Source organism: Sulfitobacter sp. D7, assembly GCF_003611275.1.
Taxonomy (GTDB): domain Bacteria; phylum Pseudomonadota; class Alphaproteobacteria; order Rhodobacterales; family Rhodobacteraceae; genus Sulfitobacter; species Sulfitobacter profundi.
On the sequence record NZ_CP020694.1, the window covers coordinates 549,410 to 565,175 of the forward strand.

Consider the following 15,766-nt stretch of genomic DNA (forward strand, 5'->3'; position numbering starts at 1 on the left):
CGACCCGCATAAACTATCTTTGCTCAAAAAACATCCTTGTTTAACGTTCTTGTGGACCGCGTAAGCTACGGTTCAATAGCGAGCTATCGCCAAAGGTTTGAAGCCGGTGAAGATCTTTTCCTGCACAGAACGCGAGCTATCTTCCACAGACTGTGCGGCCTGGTTCTGAGATGCGGAGATCGTGCTTAGCGATCAGCTCGCCCCAAACAGGTCCCGTGTGAACACCTTATCGGATACGTCGCTCACATCTTCAGTCATCCGATTAGTGACGATGAGGTCGGCTGCTGTTTTGAATTCCTCAAGCTCCCTGACGACACGTGAGCCAAAGAAGGTATCGTCTTCCAAAATCGGTTCGTAAACGATCACTTCGATGCCTTTGGCTTTGATCCGCTTCATGATGCCTTGGATAGACGATTGCCTAAAGTTGTCACTGCCGGCTTTCATGACTAGGCGGTGGATTCCCACAACCTTGGGGGACTTCGCGATGATCTGCTCTGCCATGAAATCCTTACGGGTTCGGTTCGCGTCTACAATGGCTTGAATGAGGTTTTGGGGTACTACGCCATAGTTTGCCAGCAGCTGCTTTGTATCCTTCGGAAGGCAATAGCCGCCAAATCCGAAAGACGGATTGTTGTAATGATTGCCGATCCGCGGGTCTAGTCCAACACCATGGATCAACTCCTCCGTATTCATCCCGCTTGCTAGGGCGTAGCTGTCCAGCTCGTTAAAAAAGGCGACACGCATTGCAAGATAGGTGTTTGCGAAGAGCTTGATTGCTTCGGCCTCCATCGGGCCTGTAAGCAGCACCTCGACATCTTTTTTTAGCGCGCCTTCGAGAAGCAAATCTGCAAAGGTTTGCGCTCTTTCTGACTTTTCGCCCACGATGATACGGGAGGGATGGAGGTTATCGTAGAGTGCCTGGCCTTCGCGAAGAAACTCCGGACTGAATATGATGTTGTCGTTGCTGAAGCGATTGCGTGCCTGAGACACGTAGCCCACGGGTATCGTCGATTTGATAACGATCATAGCATTGGGATTTTGACCAGTAATCGTCTGGATTACTTTGTCTACCGAGGAGGTGTCGAAGTAGTTTTCAACGGGATCGTAGTTGGTTGGGGTCGCGATGATCACAATGTCAGCATCAGCGTAGGCATCGCTGGACGTAGTCGCTTTCAGGTTGAGATTTTTCTCGGCCAGGTAGGTCGAGACTTCGGCGTCAATAATCGGGTTTTCGCGATTGTTGAGCATTTTGACCCGGTCTTCGGACAGGTCCGTTGCAACAACCTCATGATGCTGAGCAAGCAGGATTGCATTCGAAAGCCCAACGTAGCCGATCCCGGCAACAGCTATCTTCATCGGTAAAATTCCTTGGCGTCTATAAATTGTATCGTCCGTATAGCGCCGTTGGCCTGGTGTTCAAATGCTGAAGTCGAGTCCAAGGCAGGTAGAGAGTTTGGAGCAGAACGGTTGGGTAGAGGTATCGGTTTGCTGGCTGAAGCAAATAGCAGCGAAAGCTCGCAAGTCTTTAATGAACCTGAATTTCTGGGCGCTAGAGACTACAGTTTTTCCACCTCACGCCAGCGCCCAAATCGCGCTCCCGCAACTGGACTATCCAATAGATTTAGTCCTCTGACGCCCTGCAGGGCGTACTCTCACTTGCGTTGGAATGGGCAATTCCTCCCGCCCATCGTGGTCTACCCCTCACGCATTCCCGCACCAACGTCACACGGGCCGTCCCCATCCGACATTCCGCTTCTACCGCAAAACAGCGCGCGCCCCATACGCGAGTTGCCCAAAATTTCACAGTTCGGCTGCCAACTGCCCAATCATACAGCACCCTTTCTGCGGTGCAGAAATTTCCCCGCGGTCGGGGCTTGCTGGCTCGGTCCTCTGAACTGAGGCTGTAGAGGCTCCGCTACGGGGCGTCGCGAACGGAGCTGTCCGGCAAGGGGGCCATCCGCGCGTAACTATAATAAACGCTGTGTGGAAAAGCATTTGGCCTTTGGCATGCTTGCGTCTCCGCTCTTCCGCACACCAAACGGGGATACCGTAATGAGACTTTCCACCAAACGCACACTTACTGCGACCGCTGCCCTATTGATCGCAGGTTCAGCCGCCAGCGCGGAATGCGAGGACCCGATCAAGGTTGGCGTGCTGCACTCTCTGTCCGGCACGATGGCTATTTCCGAGACGACGTTGAAAGACACGATGGAGCTTCTGATCACGCAACAAAACGCTGCGGGCGGTCTGTTGGATTGCGAAATCGAAGCCGTTGTCGTGGATCCCGCCTCGGACTGGCCTTTGTTCGCCGAAAAGGCGCGTGAGCTTCTGACCGTGTCCGAGGTGGATGTCATCTTCGGCTCTTGGACATCTGTTTCGCGCAAATCCGCATTGCCTGTTCTGGAAGAGTTGAACGGCCTGATGTTCTACCCGGTTCAGTATGAGGGCGAGGAAAGCTCGCGCAACGTGTTCTATACGGGCGCGGCCCCGAATCAGCAGGCGATCCCTGCGACCGATTATTTCCTGGAGGAACTGGGCGTCGAGAAATTTGCTCTGCTCGGCACGGACTATGTCTATCCCAGAACCACCAACAATATCCTTGAACAGTACCTTTTGGACAAGGGCATCCCCAAGGAAAACATCTTCGTTAACTATACACCCTTCGGGCATTCGGACTGGTCCACCATTGTGGCGGATGTGGTCGAACTGGGGGCGGATGGCTCTCAGGTGGGCGTGATCTCGACCATCAACGGCGACGCGAATATCGGCTTTTACAAGGAGTTGGCGGCTGCCGGTATCTCGGCTGACGACATTCCGGTCGTGGCATTCTCGGTCGGGGAAGAAGAGCTTTCGGGCCTCGATACCGCTGATCTTGTCGGCCACCTCGCGGCGTGGAACTACTTTCAATCCGCAGAATCCGACGCGAACGATGAGTGGGTCGCCGCTTGGAAAGAGGCGATGGGCGAAGACCGCGTGACCAACGACCCGATGGAAGCCCATTACATCGGTTTCAACATGTGGGTGAACGCGGTCACCGAAGCAGGCACCACGGATGTAGATGCGGTGCGTGCGGCGATGTATGGGCAGGAATTCCCGAACCTCACCGGCGGGACGGCTGTCATGCTGCCCAATCACCACCTCGCCAAGCCTGTCTTGATCGGTGAAATCACCTCTGACGGCCAGTTCGATATCATCAGCCAGACCGAAGAAGTGCCCGGCGATGCATGGACGGACTTCTTGCCTGAATCCGCTGTTCTGGTCTCCGATTGGAAAGAGCTTGAGTGCGGCATGTACAATACCGAAACCAAGACCTGCGTCCAGTTGACCTCGAATTACTAACGCCAACAGTCGGGCGCGTCCTCAGCCGCGCCCGACACTCTTTCCGTCCGAAAGCCCCATATCTCATGGTTCGAATACTGCTCAGCCTGATGTGCTTGCTGACATCCGTCAGTCTTGCTTCAGCCCAGGAACTTCAGTCTGTATTGCAGACCCACGCCGAAGAGGTGGCCAAGCCATCGCGCAAATCGGTCGGCGTTTTGCTGGACGATCTGGTGGCATCGGGCCTGCCGCAGGTTCCTGTTTTTCTTGAGCAATGGGCCGAGCGGAGCGTCTGGCAAGACGATGCAACGGGCCTGTTCTACTTTGCGAAGGAAGCCGGCGATACACTCGCGCTGCGCGACGTTGATACGGGCGAAGAGACAGCGGCTTCTTCAGACAGTTTCAGCCAGCTGCGCCCCAACGGCGGTGTGCGGCGTGTCATCGGCACGGCATTGGTGCAGTTCCAACTGTCTGATCCCGACCCCGAACGCCGCAGCGCCGCCCTTGAAAGCATCGCGCGACGCAGTGATGCCAGCCAGCTTGACCCGCTCTTGGCCTCGCTCGAAGGAGAGAATGATCCCATCCTGCGCGCCCGCAAAGAGCAACTGAGCAATTTCTTGACCGCGCGCTTCGGAGCGGCCCCCGAGGCGCGCAATCGTGCGATCGAAAGTCTGTCTTCCGACACCTCTCTCGAAGCCCGCGCGGTGCTGAACCAAATTCTATCTGTAAGGACAGGCGTTGCGGCAGAGCAGCCCGAGGGTAACATCGCCCGCATTCTTGACCCCATGGCGGACCCTTCGGCAAGCTATGAGAAGCTGGTCGAAGCTGAACTTGCCCCTGCAATCGTGCCGCCCAGTGATATTCGCGCTGCCCTTGAAGCCAATATCGTCGATGGCCGCGTCGGCGGCATCCCTTTGGCGCAATTGGACGACCCGGACAGGCGGATGGATGCGTATCGCGCGCTTGCCGAGGCGGGGACCGTCCCGCCGTTGGTAACGCCGGATGATATCGTCACCGCCCTGCAGAATGCCGTCTTCTATGAACGCTACGAAGAGGATGACAGGGCGATCACCGACGCTGCCCGCACCACGCTTGACGCGGTTGAGACGCAGGTCGGCTGGGCGCAGACCTTTGATTTGACGTTGGACGGTTTGTCGCTGGCCTCGATTTATTTCCTCGCAGCGATTGGGCTGGCGATCACCTTTGGGCAGATGGGGGTCATCAACATGGCCCATGGCGAGTTTATCATGATGGGCGCCTATACGGGCTATGTCGTGCAACTCATCGTCCCTGACTACACGGTCTCGCTGCTCATCGCGCTGCCGCTAGCCTTTGCCGTTACCTTTGGGGCGGGTGTCGCAATGGAGCGGCTGGTGATCCGGCATCTCTACCATCGCCCGCTTGAAACCTTGTTGGCGACCTTCGGCATCTCAATCGCCTTGCAGCAAATCGCTAAGAATATCTTTGGCACGCAGGCCCGTCCGTTGACCTCGCCTGAGTGGCTTCGGGGCGCGCTCGTGATCTCGGATGTGGTTCAAATCAGTTACATCCGCATTGCCATATTCGTGCTGGCGCTGATCTTTCTATTTTTGCTGCTGTATATCCTCAAGCGCACGCGCCTTGGTTTGGAGGTGCGCGCGGTGACGCAAAACCCGGGCATGGCGGCTTCAATGGGCATCAACCCTGACCGCATCAATATGATGACCTTTGGGCTGGGGTCGGGAATCGCAGGGGTCGCGGGCGTCGGCATCGGCCTTTATGCGCAGGTCACCTCTGAAATGGGCGCGAACTATATCGTGCAAAGCTTCATGACCGTCGTAGTGGGCGGTGTTGGATCGGTATTCGGCACGCTGGCCGGAGCGGGGCTGATTGGCTTCCTGCAAAAGGGGATCGAGTGGTTGAACCCGTCCAACACACTGGCGGCACAGACCTACATGATCCTTTTCATCATCCTGTTCATTCAATTCCGGCCCAAGGGCATCGTCGCCCCCAACGGCCGGGCAGCGGCGGATTGAGCCATGACCCAGACGCACAGCCAACGACGGTCTTTCATCGGCCGCAATCCTTCGGTTCTCTACTTCCTTGCCGCACTGGGTCTCTTTACAGTCCTTGTGACGGTGATGTCCGAAGCCGCCGGTACCGGTCTTGTCTCAACCTCCTTCGTCAAGACATTGGGCAAAGCCCTGTGTCTTTGCCTCGTGGCCATCGCGATGGATGTCGTTTGGGGGTATTGCGGCATCCTTAGCCTCGGTCATTTCGCCTTTTTCGGGATCGGCGGCTACGCCATCGGGATGTGGCTCATGTATGCGCGGACGGAAAACATCGTCGCGGAAAGCCTCGCAGGTCAGGTCATCCCGCCAACCCCGCAAGAGATTTCAGACGCCATCGGAAACCAGATTTTCGGTGTCGTCGGCTCATCGGAATTCCCATTGATCTGGGCCTTCGCGGACAACCTTTTTATCCAATTGGCCTTCGTCGTGCTGATCCCCGGCGCCCTTGCGCTGGTCTTTGGCTGGCTCGCATTCCGCAGCCGCGTCAACGGCGTTTACCTGTCGATCCTGACCCAAGCCATGACACTGGCGCTCGCGCTCTACCTGTTTCAGAACGACAGCGGTTTGCGTGGCAACAACGGTCTGTCGGGCCTGCAAAACATCCCCGGCTTCGCCGAAAGCGGCCAAGACGTGGTCTCCATCGTCTTTTTCCTCGCCTCTGCCTTGGCGCTTGCTCTGGGCTATCTGTTTTTCGCATGGATCACCGACAGCAAGCTGGGCAATGTCATCCAAGCCATCCGTGAAGATGAATCGCGCGTTCGTTTTCTGGGCTACCATGTAGAGAGCTATAAACTCTTCGTTTTCACCATCACCGCCATCGTCGCAGGCATCGCCGGTGCGCTTTATTACCCGCAAGCGGGCATCATCAACCCGGCTGAAATCGCCCCCATCGCGTCGATCTATCTCGCGGTATGGGTCGCCATCGGCGGACGTGGCCGGCTCTACGGTGCGGTGATCGGTGCGGCAGTGGTCTCACTTTTGTCCAGTTGGTTTACGGGCGGCGGCGCGCCCAGCATCAATCTGGGGGTCTATACGATCCACTGGGTCGATTGGTGGCTGGTGCTGCTTGGCCTGAGCTTTGTACTTATCACGCTGTTTGCCCCCAAGGGCATCGGCGGCCTCTTTGACAAACTGGTGCGCAAGTCATGAGTTCTCTTTTGGAAATGTCCGGAATTTCGAAATCTTTTGACGGGTTTCAGGCGATCAAGAACCTTAGTCTACAGATCGGTGAACCGGAATTGCGCGCGGTGATCGGCCCCAATGGCGCGGGCAAGACGACCTTTATGGACATCATCACCGGCAAGACAAAGCCGGATGAAGGCTATATTCTTTTTGGTGATGACAGCCGCTCTCTTATTGGCATGTCGGAAAGCCAGATCGCGATGCTTGGGATTGGGCGCAAGTTTCAAAAGCCGACAGTGTTTGAGGCGCAAACCGTGCGCGAAAACCTTGCCATGGCGTTAAAGAACCCGCGTGGTACATTCTCGGTGCTGTTCCACCGCAAGACCTCGGAAGGGGCGGCGCGGCTTGAAAAGATCGCCGATGAAATCAACCTGACCGCCCATCTCTCCCGCCCTGCCGGAGAGTTAAGCCACGGGCAAAAGCAGTGGCTGGAGATCGGGATGCTGCTTGCGCAATCGCCCCGCTTGCTGCTGGTGGATGAGCCCGCCGCAGGCATGACGGCGCATGAACGCGAACACACCACAGACATCCTGAAAAAGGCCGCCGAGACCCGCGCCGTTATCGTGGTGGAACACGACATGGAGTTTGTGCGGCGGCTGAATTGCAAGGTGACCGTGTTGCACGAAGGATCGGTGCTGGCCGAAGGGTCGCTGGATCATGTCACCAGCAACCAGACTGTTATTGACGTTTATTTGGGGCGCAGCGATGCTGGAGATTGAGAACCTAAACCTGAAATACGGGCAATCTCAGATACTTCATAAGGTCACGTTGAACGCGCCCGTGGGGCAGGTGACCTGTGTGACGGGCACCAATGGGGTCGGCAAAACCAGCTTGCTGAAAGCCATCGCCGGGCGGCATCCTTTTTCGGGCGGGCGGATCAGCCTTGATGGTGAGGAATTGCAACCGGGCCGTGCGGCCCTGTCGGCCAAAGCGGGCGTCGGATATGTGCCGCAGGGGCGCGAGATATTTCCGCTCATGACCGTTCAAGAGAACCTTGAAACGGGCTTTGCCTGCCTTCCCAAATCCGAGCATAAGATCCCGGATGACATTTTTGAGCTTTTTCCGGTCCTCGCTGAGATGAAGGCCCGGCGCGGGGGGGACTTGTCTGGTGGGCAACAACAGCAGCTTTCCATCGCCCGGGCGCTTATTGCCCGCCCTAAGGTGCTGCTGTTGGATGAACCGACCGAAGGAATTCAGCCCAATATCATCCAGATGATTGGCCACACCATTCGCCTTCTGCGGGATCGGGGGGAATTGGCCATTGTGCTGGTGGAGCAGAATTTCGAATTTGCCTACCTCAATGCCGATCATTTCCACGTCATGCAGCGCGGCAAAATCACCCAATCGATCCCAAAATCCGAAGCCCAACGCACGCAACTCTTGGACGCGCTTGCGCTATAAGTGATCGCTGTTGCCCGTCTTGCGCGCAGGCCCGGCTTGCCCGTAAGGCACAAAACCCTTCTATTATTGTGGAGCGGCGGGGCAGCAAAGTCTTGACTTCCCGACCGTCAAACGGTGTACCTGCGCGAAACCTGAAATAGCCCTAGGAAGGGACCATCATGCACGCCTATCGCAGCCATACCTGTGCCGATCTGAGCCTTGAGAACAAGGGTGACACTGTGCGCCTGTCCGGCTGGGTGCACCGGGTGCGGGACCACGGCGGTGTGCTGTTTTTGGACCTGCGCGACCATTACGGGATCACTCAGGTCATCTGCGACCCTGACAGCCCGGCCTTCGCCGAGATGGAAAAGGTCCGCGCGGAATGGTGCGTGCGCATTGATGGCACTGTAAAGGCGCGGGACGAAAGCCTTGTGAACCCCAAGCTGCCCACCGGCGAGATTGAGGTCTATGCGCGCGACATCGAAGTGCTGGGTTCCGCCGCTGAACTGCCGCTTCAGGTCTTCGGCGAGCAGGAATACCCCGAAGAGACGCGCCTGCGCTATCGTTACCTCGACCTGCGTCGCGAGAAGATGCAAAAGAACATGGCGCTGCGTTCCGACGTTGTGACCTCCATCCGCAAGCGCATGTGGGATCAGAACTTCCGTGAGTTCCAGACGCCGATCATTACCGCGTCTTCCCCCGAAGGTGCGCGCGACTTCCTCGTGCCCAGCCGTCTGCACCCCGGCAAGTTCTACGCCCTGCCGCAGGCGCCGCAGCAGTTCAAACAGCTGCTGATGGTCTCGGGCTTTGACAAATACTTCCAGATCGCGCCCTGCTTCCGCGACGAAGACCCGCGCGCCGACCGCTCGCCCACCGATTTCTACCAGCTCGACATGGAGATGTCCTTTGTCACCCAGCAGGACGTTTTCGACACGATCCAGCCGGTGATCGCAGGCATCTTCCAAGAGTTCGGCGGCGGCAAAAAGGTCGATCAGACCTGGGAGCAGATTTCCTATAAAGACGCGGCGCTGTGGTATGGCTCGGACAAGCCCGACCTGCGCAACCCGATCAAGATGCAGGTGGTCTCGGACCATTTCCGCGATTCCGGCTTCGCGATTTTCGCCAAGTTGCTGGAGCAGGACGGCACCGAAATCCGCGCGATCCCCGCGCCCAAAGGCGGCAGCCGCAAGTTCTGCGACCGCATGAACGCCTTCGCTCAAAAAGAAGGTCTGCCCGGCATGGGCTATATCTTCTGGCGCGATCAGGGCAACGGGATGGAGGCGGCTGGCCCGCTGGCCAAAAACATCGGCCCCGAGCGCACCGAGGCGATCCGCCAACAGTTGGATCTGGGTGTCGGCGACGCGGCCTTCTTCCTCGGTGGCAAGCCGAAGTCGTTTGAAGCAGTAGCAGGCCGCGCGCGGAACGTGATCGGCGAGGAGTTGAACCTCACCGACAAAGAACGTTTCGCCTTTGCATGGATCGTGGATTTCCCGATTTACGAGCGTGACGAAGAGACCGGCAAGATCGATTTCGAGCACAACCCCTTTTCCATGCCGCAGGGCGGGATGGAGGCGCTGCAGGGTGATCCGCTCAAGGTGCTGGGCTATCAATATGACCTCGCCTGCAACGGCTATGAGCTGGTCTCGGGTGCGATCCGAAACCACAAGCCCGAGATCATGTTCAAGGCGTTTGAGATCGCAGGCTATGGCGAAGACGAGGTGCGCAAGCGCTTTGGCGGCATGGTTAATGCATTCCAATACGGCGCCCCGCCCCACGGTGGTTGTGCCGCCGGTATTGACCGGATCGTCATGCTGCTGGCCGAGGAGCAGAACATCCGCGAAGTCATCCTCTTCCCGATGAACCAGCGTGCCGAAGACCTGATGATGAACGCGCCCTCTGAACCCACCAGCGATCAGCTGATGGAGCTGGGTCTGCGGGTCATCCCGCAGGAATGATCCTGTCTGAATGAAGCGTCACCCCCGGCTCAGTCGGGGGTGATATTGCCCGGTAAGATGCCCAGCACCAGAACCGGGCAGCCGCCGCTGCGCCCGGCGGCGATGCGGCTGATAAGCTTATGGGTGCCGGTGGTGCTGGCCCCGAACTTCGCGCTTACGGTCTTGTCGGTCTCATTGCCGAATTTATCCAAGCAATTGCCGAGCGATTTGAAAAATCCGTTCGACAGTTCGCGCGTCACGATGACGCCAACGTCGATCACCCCCGCTTCAAAAAAGCTGCGAAAGGCATAGAGGTCACGGTCGTAGGTCTGGTCTTTGCTGTTCCACTCATAGTCGAAAGCCACGCGGCTGCGCCAAAAGTCGACCATATGGTTGTGGATGAAGTCTTCGCGGATGATGCGGTCGACCTCGGGGGCACTGTCGCCCTTGCCAGCGGTAAGTTGCACCAACAGATCGGCTTTGATGCGCACCTCTTCGTGGAAATTCTCGGCCGCCGCATATTGCGCGAAACGGGTGGTGGCCGACATGCGGTTGCCCCCCGGCGCGCGGATTTCATTGCGGCTGATCGTGAACTGCCGCAGCACGCGGATGATCGCGGCCAGTTCTTCGGGCGCGCGCTGTTGTAGCACGGCGGCGGCGCTGCGGTAGCTGGTGACGGAGTAGCGATCGCGCAGATCGACGGGCAGCAGGTCTTCGACGAGCCTTTCATCGTCAAAAACCGCGTCGTCGATGCGCCGCGCCAGATTACTCAGCCGCGACACTGGAATTGTAGCTGTAGGTCTTCCAATCGGGCTTGTAATCCGCCTCGGCCTGATTGCCCCAAACGGTCCAGCCCTCGCGGACACCGCGCCCGAACAGTTCGAGGTAGGGGCCCCAAGAGCAGCTTTCGATCAGGTCATATTGCTCATCCGGCTTGCGCGAATGCTCCCGCTTGCGGGTCTGCATCATGTTCACCTGACGCCGCCCGGCATCCAAGGTGCGCACGTTCTTGCCGCGCACGCCGAACAGCAAAATTTCGGTCACATTGCGGAAATAGAACCCCACGCCGCGCCCGTCACTGCCACCGTCTTTGCGGATTTTGTGCCAAATGATGTTGGATTTATATTCAAATCCCCAGGCCTTGAGCACCTGCAGCCCCTCGGGCAACAGCGCGTTCGGCACCCACATGTAACAATGCGCGCGGTCTTCGAGGTGATCGGCCACGGGCAGGGCGCAGATGTCATCCACAGTCATCGTGGGATAACGGGCCAAGCGCTTATGTTCGGGCGCGACCTTGCCGGTGCGGTTGGTGAAGCGCCACGGCGGGTCCGCCATGACGCATCCAAACCGGTCTTTGCCCAGAAAGTCGCGTAGGTCTTGTGATGGATTATCGCTCATATCCAATATATTGCGTTTCCTCGGGCTTTCTTGCAACCGCTACCTGCCCAGAGGGGCTGGATATCCACAAGAACGTTAAGAGAACACGTTTATCAGGTAAGAGCGTGTCCGGTCAATCCTCAAGACTGTCTTCGCGCTTTTCCTCAATGAGTTTGGCTTCCTTTTCCTTACGCTTCAGGAACTTGTCGCCGAAGGCGTCGTTATGTTCCTCGCCGATGACCTTCTTGGCGCGGGTGAAAAGCTCGTCTTCTTCCTCGTCCATGTGATGCTCGTAGTCATGCTTGAGTTGCTTGAAACGAGTCAGCCAAGCAGAGGACGACATATCGGTTTCGCGCAGCTCTTCCATGATATCGTCAAGCTGCTGGTGTTCGTGAACCGAATGGCGCGCGTGATCTTGGCCCCATGTTTCGGACATCAGCGTGGAATAAAAGGTCTCTTCTTCGGCGGCGGCGTGGGATTTCACGTCATGGTAAAAACGGTCCCAAGCCTTGCGGCGCTCGGCGCTGTCGCCTTCGGTGTCGGCAATGGTGTTGAGCAGGGCGCGGTGTTCATCATGATCTTCTTTGATCGCGTCGTAGATAGAGGGCATGGGAAAAATCCTTTGGTGTTACCTGTGGCTAACGCCGAAGCCACCGGCAGGTTCCCGCCCTAGAAGACCGCGCCCTTCGCCGCTTGGCTAGCGACCTGTTGGAATAACCCGCCTGTTTGGGCGTGAAATGCCGCCAAAGTAACGATTACCAGTCCCAGAACATTCGCGCCCACGACGATCCAATCGACCGGCTTTGCGGGTTTGGCGCTGTCCTTGGCGTGGTGCTGGGTCATATCACCCTCCGGGGGTCGCTTGGGTTTAGCATAATGCTGCAAGCTGAATGTGGCATGAATGTGTAACTTGAATGCCAAGACTGGGGTCTGGTGGAATTATTTCAAGTTTATTCATCTTGGCGGCCCGATAAGCGCGGTGCATAACTTTGCTATGAACAGCAGATCAGACCCGCGCCCTGTCGGGCCCACGATAGAGAATTGGGCCGAGCCCCAACGGCCCGCCGGTGAGGTGCTCTCCGGGCGCCATGTCGTGTTGGAGCCGCTTTCGGCAGAGAAACACGCCGCGCTGCTCTACCCCGCCTATGTGGGGGAGGACCACGTTTGGGATTATCTGCCCTACGGGCCATTCTCTTCGGCGGCGCAGTATCACCGCTGGGTGCGCGATAGTGCAGCGCAGGTTGATCCGTATTTCATGGCAGTGAAAGACCGCGCGCGGGATCAATGGGCGGGCGTGGCAAGTTTTCTGCGGATCAAGCCCGAGGCAGGCAGTATCGAGGTGGGCCACATCAACTTCAGCCCCGCCCTACAGCGCACCCCCGCGGCGACCGAGGCGATATTCCTGATGATGCAATGGGCCTTTGAGGCGGGCTACCGACGGTTCGAGTGGAAATGCGACGCGCTCAACCGTCCGTCCCGCCGCGCCGCGCAGCGGTTGGGGTTGAGCTATGAGGGTGTCTTTCGGCAAGCGACCATCGTCAAGGGGCGCAACCGCGACACGGCTTGGTTCGCCGCGATCGACACGGAATGGCCCGCGCTGAAAGAGGCGTTCGAAGCTTGGCTGTCCCCCAGTAATTTTGACGGGCAGGGGCAACAGAAGGAACGGCTCGGCGATCTGACCCGCCTTGTTCGTGTAACGAGCGACCCGATGCTTTAAGTGGCCTGCCTGCCGGGTGGGTTAAATCGCAATTTTCTCAGTCAATCGGATCTGGATCATTCCGGCGATGGTGGCGGCCTCTGAGCCCGCGGGTTGGCCGAGTGCGCGTTTATGTGCCAAAGCCCTCGCCGCCTCTTCCAGCCTAAGGTCATTCGCGGAGCGGGCAACGCCGCAGAGAAATTGCGCGACATAATCAAGCGTGGGCTCATCCGGTTCGCCGCCGAGGACGCCCGCGATATGGGCAATGTCATCTTGAAAGCCGATTCGATCCGGGGAGACATCTTCATCCGGGAGGGCGCGCAGGCCCACGGGGCGACGCTCTTCGGGGAGGGTTTTCAGAATGGCCTGCTGGAAGGATGACAGCGATGTAATCGGCTTCGCGATAAACCCATCGACCCCGGACGCGCGGGCATCAGGCTCCATATGGCTGTCGCCAGATATGGCGATGATCGTTTCCACCCGGGGCGTGCTTTGTGTGAGTTCGGCGATCAGGTCCAGACCGCTGCCGTCGGGCAGGCCAAGGTCGACCAGCGCCACGGCGGGGCGATAGACCTGTAGATGGCGCCGGGCAGAGCGCAAACTATCTGCCCGCCTGATCCGCGCGCCAGAGCGTAGACAGAGCAGGCGCATCGCCTCGCAAGCGAAACGGCTGTCTTCCACCACCAAAACGGTGAGGCCCAGCAGCGGTCGCTCCGCCGTGGGGGTGGGGGTGGTTCTTTCGAAAGGGTCGGTGTCGTCCATAATCGCCTCCAACAACTTCTGCTGCACAATCGTTACGCCGCGTTGGCTAACGACGCGTTAACGTGACGCATTGTTGTTCAGCGGACGGGCGGGCATAAAGCTGGCAAATCACGAGGAGCACCCAAGATGATCGGACGTCTTAACCATGTGGCCATCGCCGTGCCGGTTCTCGATGCGGCGGCGGATCAGTATCGCCACGCGCTTGGCGCCAAGGTCGGCGCGCCACAAGCCGAACCGGATCACGGGGTGACCGTGATCTTTATCGAACTGCCCAACACCAAGATCGAATTGCTGCATCCTTTGGGCGATGACAGCCCGATCAATGGCTTTCTGGAAAAGAACCCGTCGGGTGGCATCCACCATATCTGCTATGAGGTCGACGACATCATCGCGGCGCGCGATCATCTGAAATCCACCGGCGCGCGGGTGCTGGGCTCGGGCGAACCCAAGATCGGCGCCCATGGCAAGCCGGTACTGTTCCTGCATCCCAAGGATTTCAACGGCGCGCTCGTCGAGCTTGAGGAGGTCTGAGCATGGGGATCGTTTCGGGCCTTGTGCTGTTCGCCGTCATTTGGTCGATGACCTTTATGGTTGCTCTGCCGATTCGGGTGCAAACCCAAGGGGACGCAGGCGAGGTCGTGCCCGGCACTCATGCGGGCGCGCCAGCGCAGCATCATCTGGGGCGCAAGGCGCTGTGGACCACGCTGGTGGCCGCAATCATCTGGGCGATCAGCGCCACGGTCATCCTGTCGGGCTGGATCAGCGTGGCGGATATCGAAGGCTGGCTGCATCCGAATGCGGCACCAACGCATGGTACAGGTGGGTAAAGGTCGCCGCCCCTAGGATCGGGATCAGCAGGTTCAGCAGCGGCACCGACAGCGGCACCGCCATCAGAACCCCGGCCAGCCAGATCGTGCCCGCATGGCGGCGGCGCAGGCGTTTCGCCTCGTCCCGCCCATGGCGGCGCAGCGCGGCGAGGGTGAAATATTCGCGCCCCAGCAAGAACCCGTTCAGCCCCCAAAAGATGAACAGCGCCGCCGGGGCGAAGAGCAGGTATAGGATCAGCGCCAGCAGGTTTGCCCCCACCAGCACGCCCATGAAGTTGACGGTATCGCGGATCGCATCGCCGATGCCGACACGGTGCGCCGGGGGCAGATGCGGGTAGTGGACCTCTTCCACCGCATCGGCCACGTCATCTAAAAACATTGAGGTAATCGCCGAGGCGACGGGCACCATCAGAAAGACCGAGAGCACCATCAGCAGGATCAGCGCGCTCCAACTCAGCAGATCATCGAGCCAGTTGACCTCGCCCAGTACCGGAAGCCAAGCGTCTTCGGGCGTGATCCAATCCACCAGATAGGCAAAGCCCGCCGTCGCCGCGACCAGCAGCGCCAGCGACAGGCCGACGCCGAGCAGGACCACTTTGCGAAAGCGCGCATCCCCCAATTGGCCAAGCGCGCGGGTAAAGGACCGCAGGATCGCGTTTACAGCCATGTCGTGATCTCGTCGATGTCAGGGCGCGGGCGTTCCGGTGGGGCGGCGGTTTCGGTGCCGATATGGATGATCCCCGCGATACGCTCATGCGGGGCGAGGGCAAAGCCTTCCTCCATGAAGCCGCGGTCATGGGAAGGCCAACCGCTGAGCCAGTTTGCCCCCCAGCCTGCGGCAAGCGCCGCGTTGAGCAGCGCAAGGCAGACGGCCCCGGCGGAATAGGTCTGCTCCAGTGGGGGGATCTTGGGCGAAGGTTTTTGCACCTCAATGACCGCCACGGCGAGGTTGCCTTGGTCAAACTGGCCACGCCCCTTGGCGGTGTCCTCTGGTCCGAGGCCAAGGGCTGCGCCGCGTTTCTCAGCCGCTTCGGCCAATCGCGCCATCGCCGCGCGGTCGATGACCACGAAACGCCACGGCTCCAGCTTGCCATGATCCGGCGTGCGGGCGGCGGCGGTCAGAAGGGGGCGCAGGGCGTCGGCGTCCGGGACGGGCAGGCCGAGGGTCTTGGCAGGGCGCGAGCGGCGGTTTTGCAGAAAGGCGAGGGCGGAAGGGTCAGCTACGGGCATTGCGGTCTC

The 15,766-nt window shown here is 58.8% G+C and carries 17 protein-coding genes; 9 read left to right on the forward strand and 8 right to left on the reverse strand.

What is annotated here, in order from left to right; all coding sequences use genetic code 11:
• Nucleotides 1-192: 192 nt before the first annotated feature.
• The gene (locus tag B5M07_RS02720) at nucleotides 193-1,356 is read right to left on the reverse strand and encodes a nucleotide sugar dehydrogenase (RefSeq protein WP_120350122.1); all 1,164 of its coding nucleotides are present in this window, start codon (nucleotides 1,354-1,356) and stop codon (nucleotides 193-195) included.
• Between the two features lie 696 nt (nucleotides 1,357-2,052).
• Between B5M07_RS02720 and urtA the strand changes: the two genes are divergently transcribed.
• The 6 genes from urtA (at nucleotide 2,053) to aspS (ending at nucleotide 9,886) form a co-directional block, all read left to right on the forward strand.
• Nucleotides 2,053-3,339, forward strand: coding sequence for an urea ABC transporter substrate-binding protein (gene urtA, locus B5M07_RS02725; protein ID WP_067624380.1), 1,287 nt, complete (start codon nucleotides 2,053-2,055; stop codon nucleotides 3,337-3,339).
• A 65-nt stretch (nucleotides 3,340-3,404) separates the two neighbouring features.
• Nucleotides 3,405-5,333, forward strand: coding sequence for an urea ABC transporter permease subunit UrtB (urtB, locus tag B5M07_RS02730; RefSeq protein ID WP_120350123.1), 1,929 nt, complete (start codon nucleotides 3,405-3,407; stop codon nucleotides 5,331-5,333).
• A gap of 3 nt (nucleotides 5,334-5,336) precedes the next feature.
• Entirely contained in the window at nucleotides 5,337-6,518 is a 1,182-nt protein-coding gene (urtC, locus tag B5M07_RS02735) for an urea ABC transporter permease subunit UrtC (RefSeq protein ID WP_120350124.1), read from the forward strand.
• Nucleotides 6,515-7,270: an urea ABC transporter ATP-binding protein UrtD gene (gene urtD, locus B5M07_RS02740; protein ID WP_067623736.1), complete on the forward strand. Its 756-nt coding sequence runs from the start codon at nucleotides 6,515-6,517 to the stop codon at nucleotides 7,268-7,270. Before urtC ends, urtD begins: the two co-directional genes overlap by 4 nt.
• Nucleotides 7,257-7,952, forward strand: a complete 696-nt coding sequence (urtE, locus tag B5M07_RS02745; protein WP_120350125.1) for an urea ABC transporter ATP-binding subunit UrtE — start codon at nucleotides 7,257-7,259, stop codon at nucleotides 7,950-7,952. The genes urtD and urtE overlap by 14 nt, the downstream gene beginning before the upstream one ends.
• Before the next feature lie 158 nt (nucleotides 7,953-8,110).
• The gene (gene aspS / locus B5M07_RS02750; protein ID WP_120350126.1) at nucleotides 8,111-9,886 is read left to right on the forward strand and encodes an aspartate--tRNA ligase; all 1,776 of its coding nucleotides are present in this window, start codon (nucleotides 8,111-8,113) and stop codon (nucleotides 9,884-9,886) included.
• Nucleotides 9,887-9,915: 29 nt separating this feature from the next.
• On the opposite strand, the gene B5M07_RS02755 is transcribed toward aspS, so the two are convergent.
• The 4 genes from B5M07_RS02755 to B5M07_RS19365 all read right to left on the reverse strand — a co-directional run bounded on the left by B5M07_RS02755 (nucleotide 9,916) and on the right by B5M07_RS19365 (nucleotide 12,085).
• Complete coding sequence (locus B5M07_RS02755; protein ID WP_240791595.1) at nucleotides 9,916-10,647, reverse strand: BglII/BstYI family type II restriction endonuclease; 732 nt, start codon at nucleotides 10,645-10,647, stop codon at nucleotides 9,916-9,918.
• A complete protein-coding gene (locus B5M07_RS02760; protein WP_067623744.1) occupies nucleotides 10,631-11,263 on the reverse strand; it encodes an MT-A70 family methyltransferase in 633 nt (210 codons plus the stop codon). Before B5M07_RS02760 ends, B5M07_RS02755 begins: the two co-directional genes overlap by 17 nt.
• Before the next feature lie 112 nt (nucleotides 11,264-11,375).
• Nucleotides 11,376-11,852 (reverse strand): hemerythrin domain-containing protein, encoded by a 477-nt coding sequence (locus B5M07_RS02765; protein ID WP_120350127.1) that lies wholly within the window; start codon nucleotides 11,850-11,852, stop codon nucleotides 11,376-11,378.
• 59 nt (nucleotides 11,853-11,911) lie between these two features.
• Nucleotides 11,912-12,085 carry a hypothetical protein gene (locus tag B5M07_RS19365; protein WP_162931792.1) on the reverse strand — a complete coding sequence of 58 codons (174 nt, stop codon included), beginning with the start codon at nucleotides 12,083-12,085 and terminating at the stop codon, nucleotides 11,912-11,914.
• A gap of 151 nt (nucleotides 12,086-12,236) precedes the next feature.
• On the opposite strand from B5M07_RS19365, the gene B5M07_RS02770 reads away from it, so the two are divergent.
• Nucleotides 12,237-12,959, forward strand: a complete 723-nt coding sequence (locus tag B5M07_RS02770; RefSeq protein ID WP_120352133.1) for a GNAT family N-acetyltransferase — start codon at nucleotides 12,237-12,239, stop codon at nucleotides 12,957-12,959.
• A 21-nt stretch (nucleotides 12,960-12,980) separates the two neighbouring features.
• Here the strand turns inward: B5M07_RS02770 and B5M07_RS02775 are convergent, their stop codons facing one another.
• Entirely contained in the window at nucleotides 12,981-13,700 is a 720-nt protein-coding gene (locus tag B5M07_RS02775; RefSeq protein ID WP_120350128.1) for a response regulator, read from the reverse strand.
• A 126-nt stretch (nucleotides 13,701-13,826) separates the two neighbouring features.
• Between B5M07_RS02775 and mce the strand changes: the two genes are divergently transcribed.
• The gene (gene mce / locus B5M07_RS02780; RefSeq protein WP_120350129.1) at nucleotides 13,827-14,231 is read left to right on the forward strand and encodes a methylmalonyl-CoA epimerase; all 405 of its coding nucleotides are present in this window, start codon (nucleotides 13,827-13,829) and stop codon (nucleotides 14,229-14,231) included.
• 2 nt (nucleotides 14,232-14,233) lie between these two features.
• Entirely contained in the window at nucleotides 14,234-14,527 is a 294-nt protein-coding gene (locus B5M07_RS02785; protein ID WP_120350130.1) for a DUF1467 family protein, read from the forward strand.
• Here the strand turns inward: B5M07_RS02785 and B5M07_RS02790 are convergent.
• Together B5M07_RS02790 and B5M07_RS02795 are read right to left on the reverse strand one after the other, a co-directional pair.
• The gene (locus B5M07_RS02790) at nucleotides 14,460-15,194 is read right to left on the reverse strand and encodes an EI24 domain-containing protein (RefSeq protein WP_120350131.1); all 735 of its coding nucleotides are present in this window, start codon (nucleotides 15,192-15,194) and stop codon (nucleotides 14,460-14,462) included. The two genes, B5M07_RS02785 and B5M07_RS02790, sit on opposite strands and share 68 nt — an antisense overlap.
• Nucleotides 15,185-15,757 (reverse strand): nitroreductase family protein, encoded by a 573-nt coding sequence (locus B5M07_RS02795; protein WP_120350132.1) that lies wholly within the window; start codon nucleotides 15,755-15,757, stop codon nucleotides 15,185-15,187. The genes B5M07_RS02790 and B5M07_RS02795 overlap by 10 nt, the downstream gene beginning before the upstream one ends.
• Nucleotides 15,758-15,766 lie beyond the last annotated feature (9 nt).

Bases quoted from the DNA above. Each gene is read 5' to 3' on its own strand.
- B5M07_RS02720 (WP_120350122.1), bottom strand. From the start codon at position 1,356: ATGAAGATAGCTGTTGCCGGGATCGGCTACGTTGGGCTTTCGAATGCA.
- urtA (WP_067624380.1), top strand. From the start codon at position 2,053: ATGAGACTTTCCACCAAACGCACACTTACTGCGACCGCTGCCCTATTG.
- urtB (WP_120350123.1), top strand. From the start codon at position 3,405: ATGGTTCGAATACTGCTCAGCCTGATGTGCTTGCTGACATCCGTCAGT.
- urtC (WP_120350124.1), top strand. From the start codon at position 5,337: ATGACCCAGACGCACAGCCAACGACGGTCTTTCATCGGCCGCAATCCT.
- urtD (WP_067623736.1), top strand. From the start codon at position 6,515: ATGAGTTCTCTTTTGGAAATGTCCGGAATTTCGAAATCTTTTGACGGG.
- urtE (WP_120350125.1), top strand. From the start codon at position 7,257: ATGCTGGAGATTGAGAACCTAAACCTGAAATACGGGCAATCTCAGATA.
- aspS (WP_120350126.1), top strand. From the start codon at position 8,111: ATGCACGCCTATCGCAGCCATACCTGTGCCGATCTGAGCCTTGAGAAC.
- B5M07_RS02760 (WP_067623744.1), bottom strand. From the start codon at position 11,263: ATGAGCGATAATCCATCACAAGACCTACGCGACTTTCTGGGCAAAGAC.
- B5M07_RS02765 (WP_120350127.1), bottom strand. From the start codon at position 11,852: ATGCCCTCTATCTACGACGCGATCAAAGAAGATCATGATGAACACCGC.
- B5M07_RS19365 (WP_162931792.1), bottom strand. From the start codon at position 12,085: ATGACCCAGCACCACGCCAAGGACAGCGCCAAACCCGCAAAGCCGGTC.
- B5M07_RS02770 (WP_120352133.1), top strand. From the start codon at position 12,237: ATGAACAGCAGATCAGACCCGCGCCCTGTCGGGCCCACGATAGAGAAT.
- B5M07_RS02775 (WP_120350128.1), bottom strand. From the start codon at position 13,700: ATGGACGACACCGACCCTTTCGAAAGAACCACCCCCACCCCCACGGCG.
- mce (WP_120350129.1), top strand. From the start codon at position 13,827: ATGATCGGACGTCTTAACCATGTGGCCATCGCCGTGCCGGTTCTCGAT.
- B5M07_RS02785 (WP_120350130.1), top strand. From the start codon at position 14,234: ATGGGGATCGTTTCGGGCCTTGTGCTGTTCGCCGTCATTTGGTCGATG.
- B5M07_RS02790 (WP_120350131.1), bottom strand. From the start codon at position 15,194: ATGGCTGTAAACGCGATCCTGCGGTCCTTTACCCGCGCGCTTGGCCAA.
- B5M07_RS02795 (WP_120350132.1), bottom strand. From the start codon at position 15,757: ATGCCCGTAGCTGACCCTTCCGCCCTCGCCTTTCTGCAAAACCGCCGC.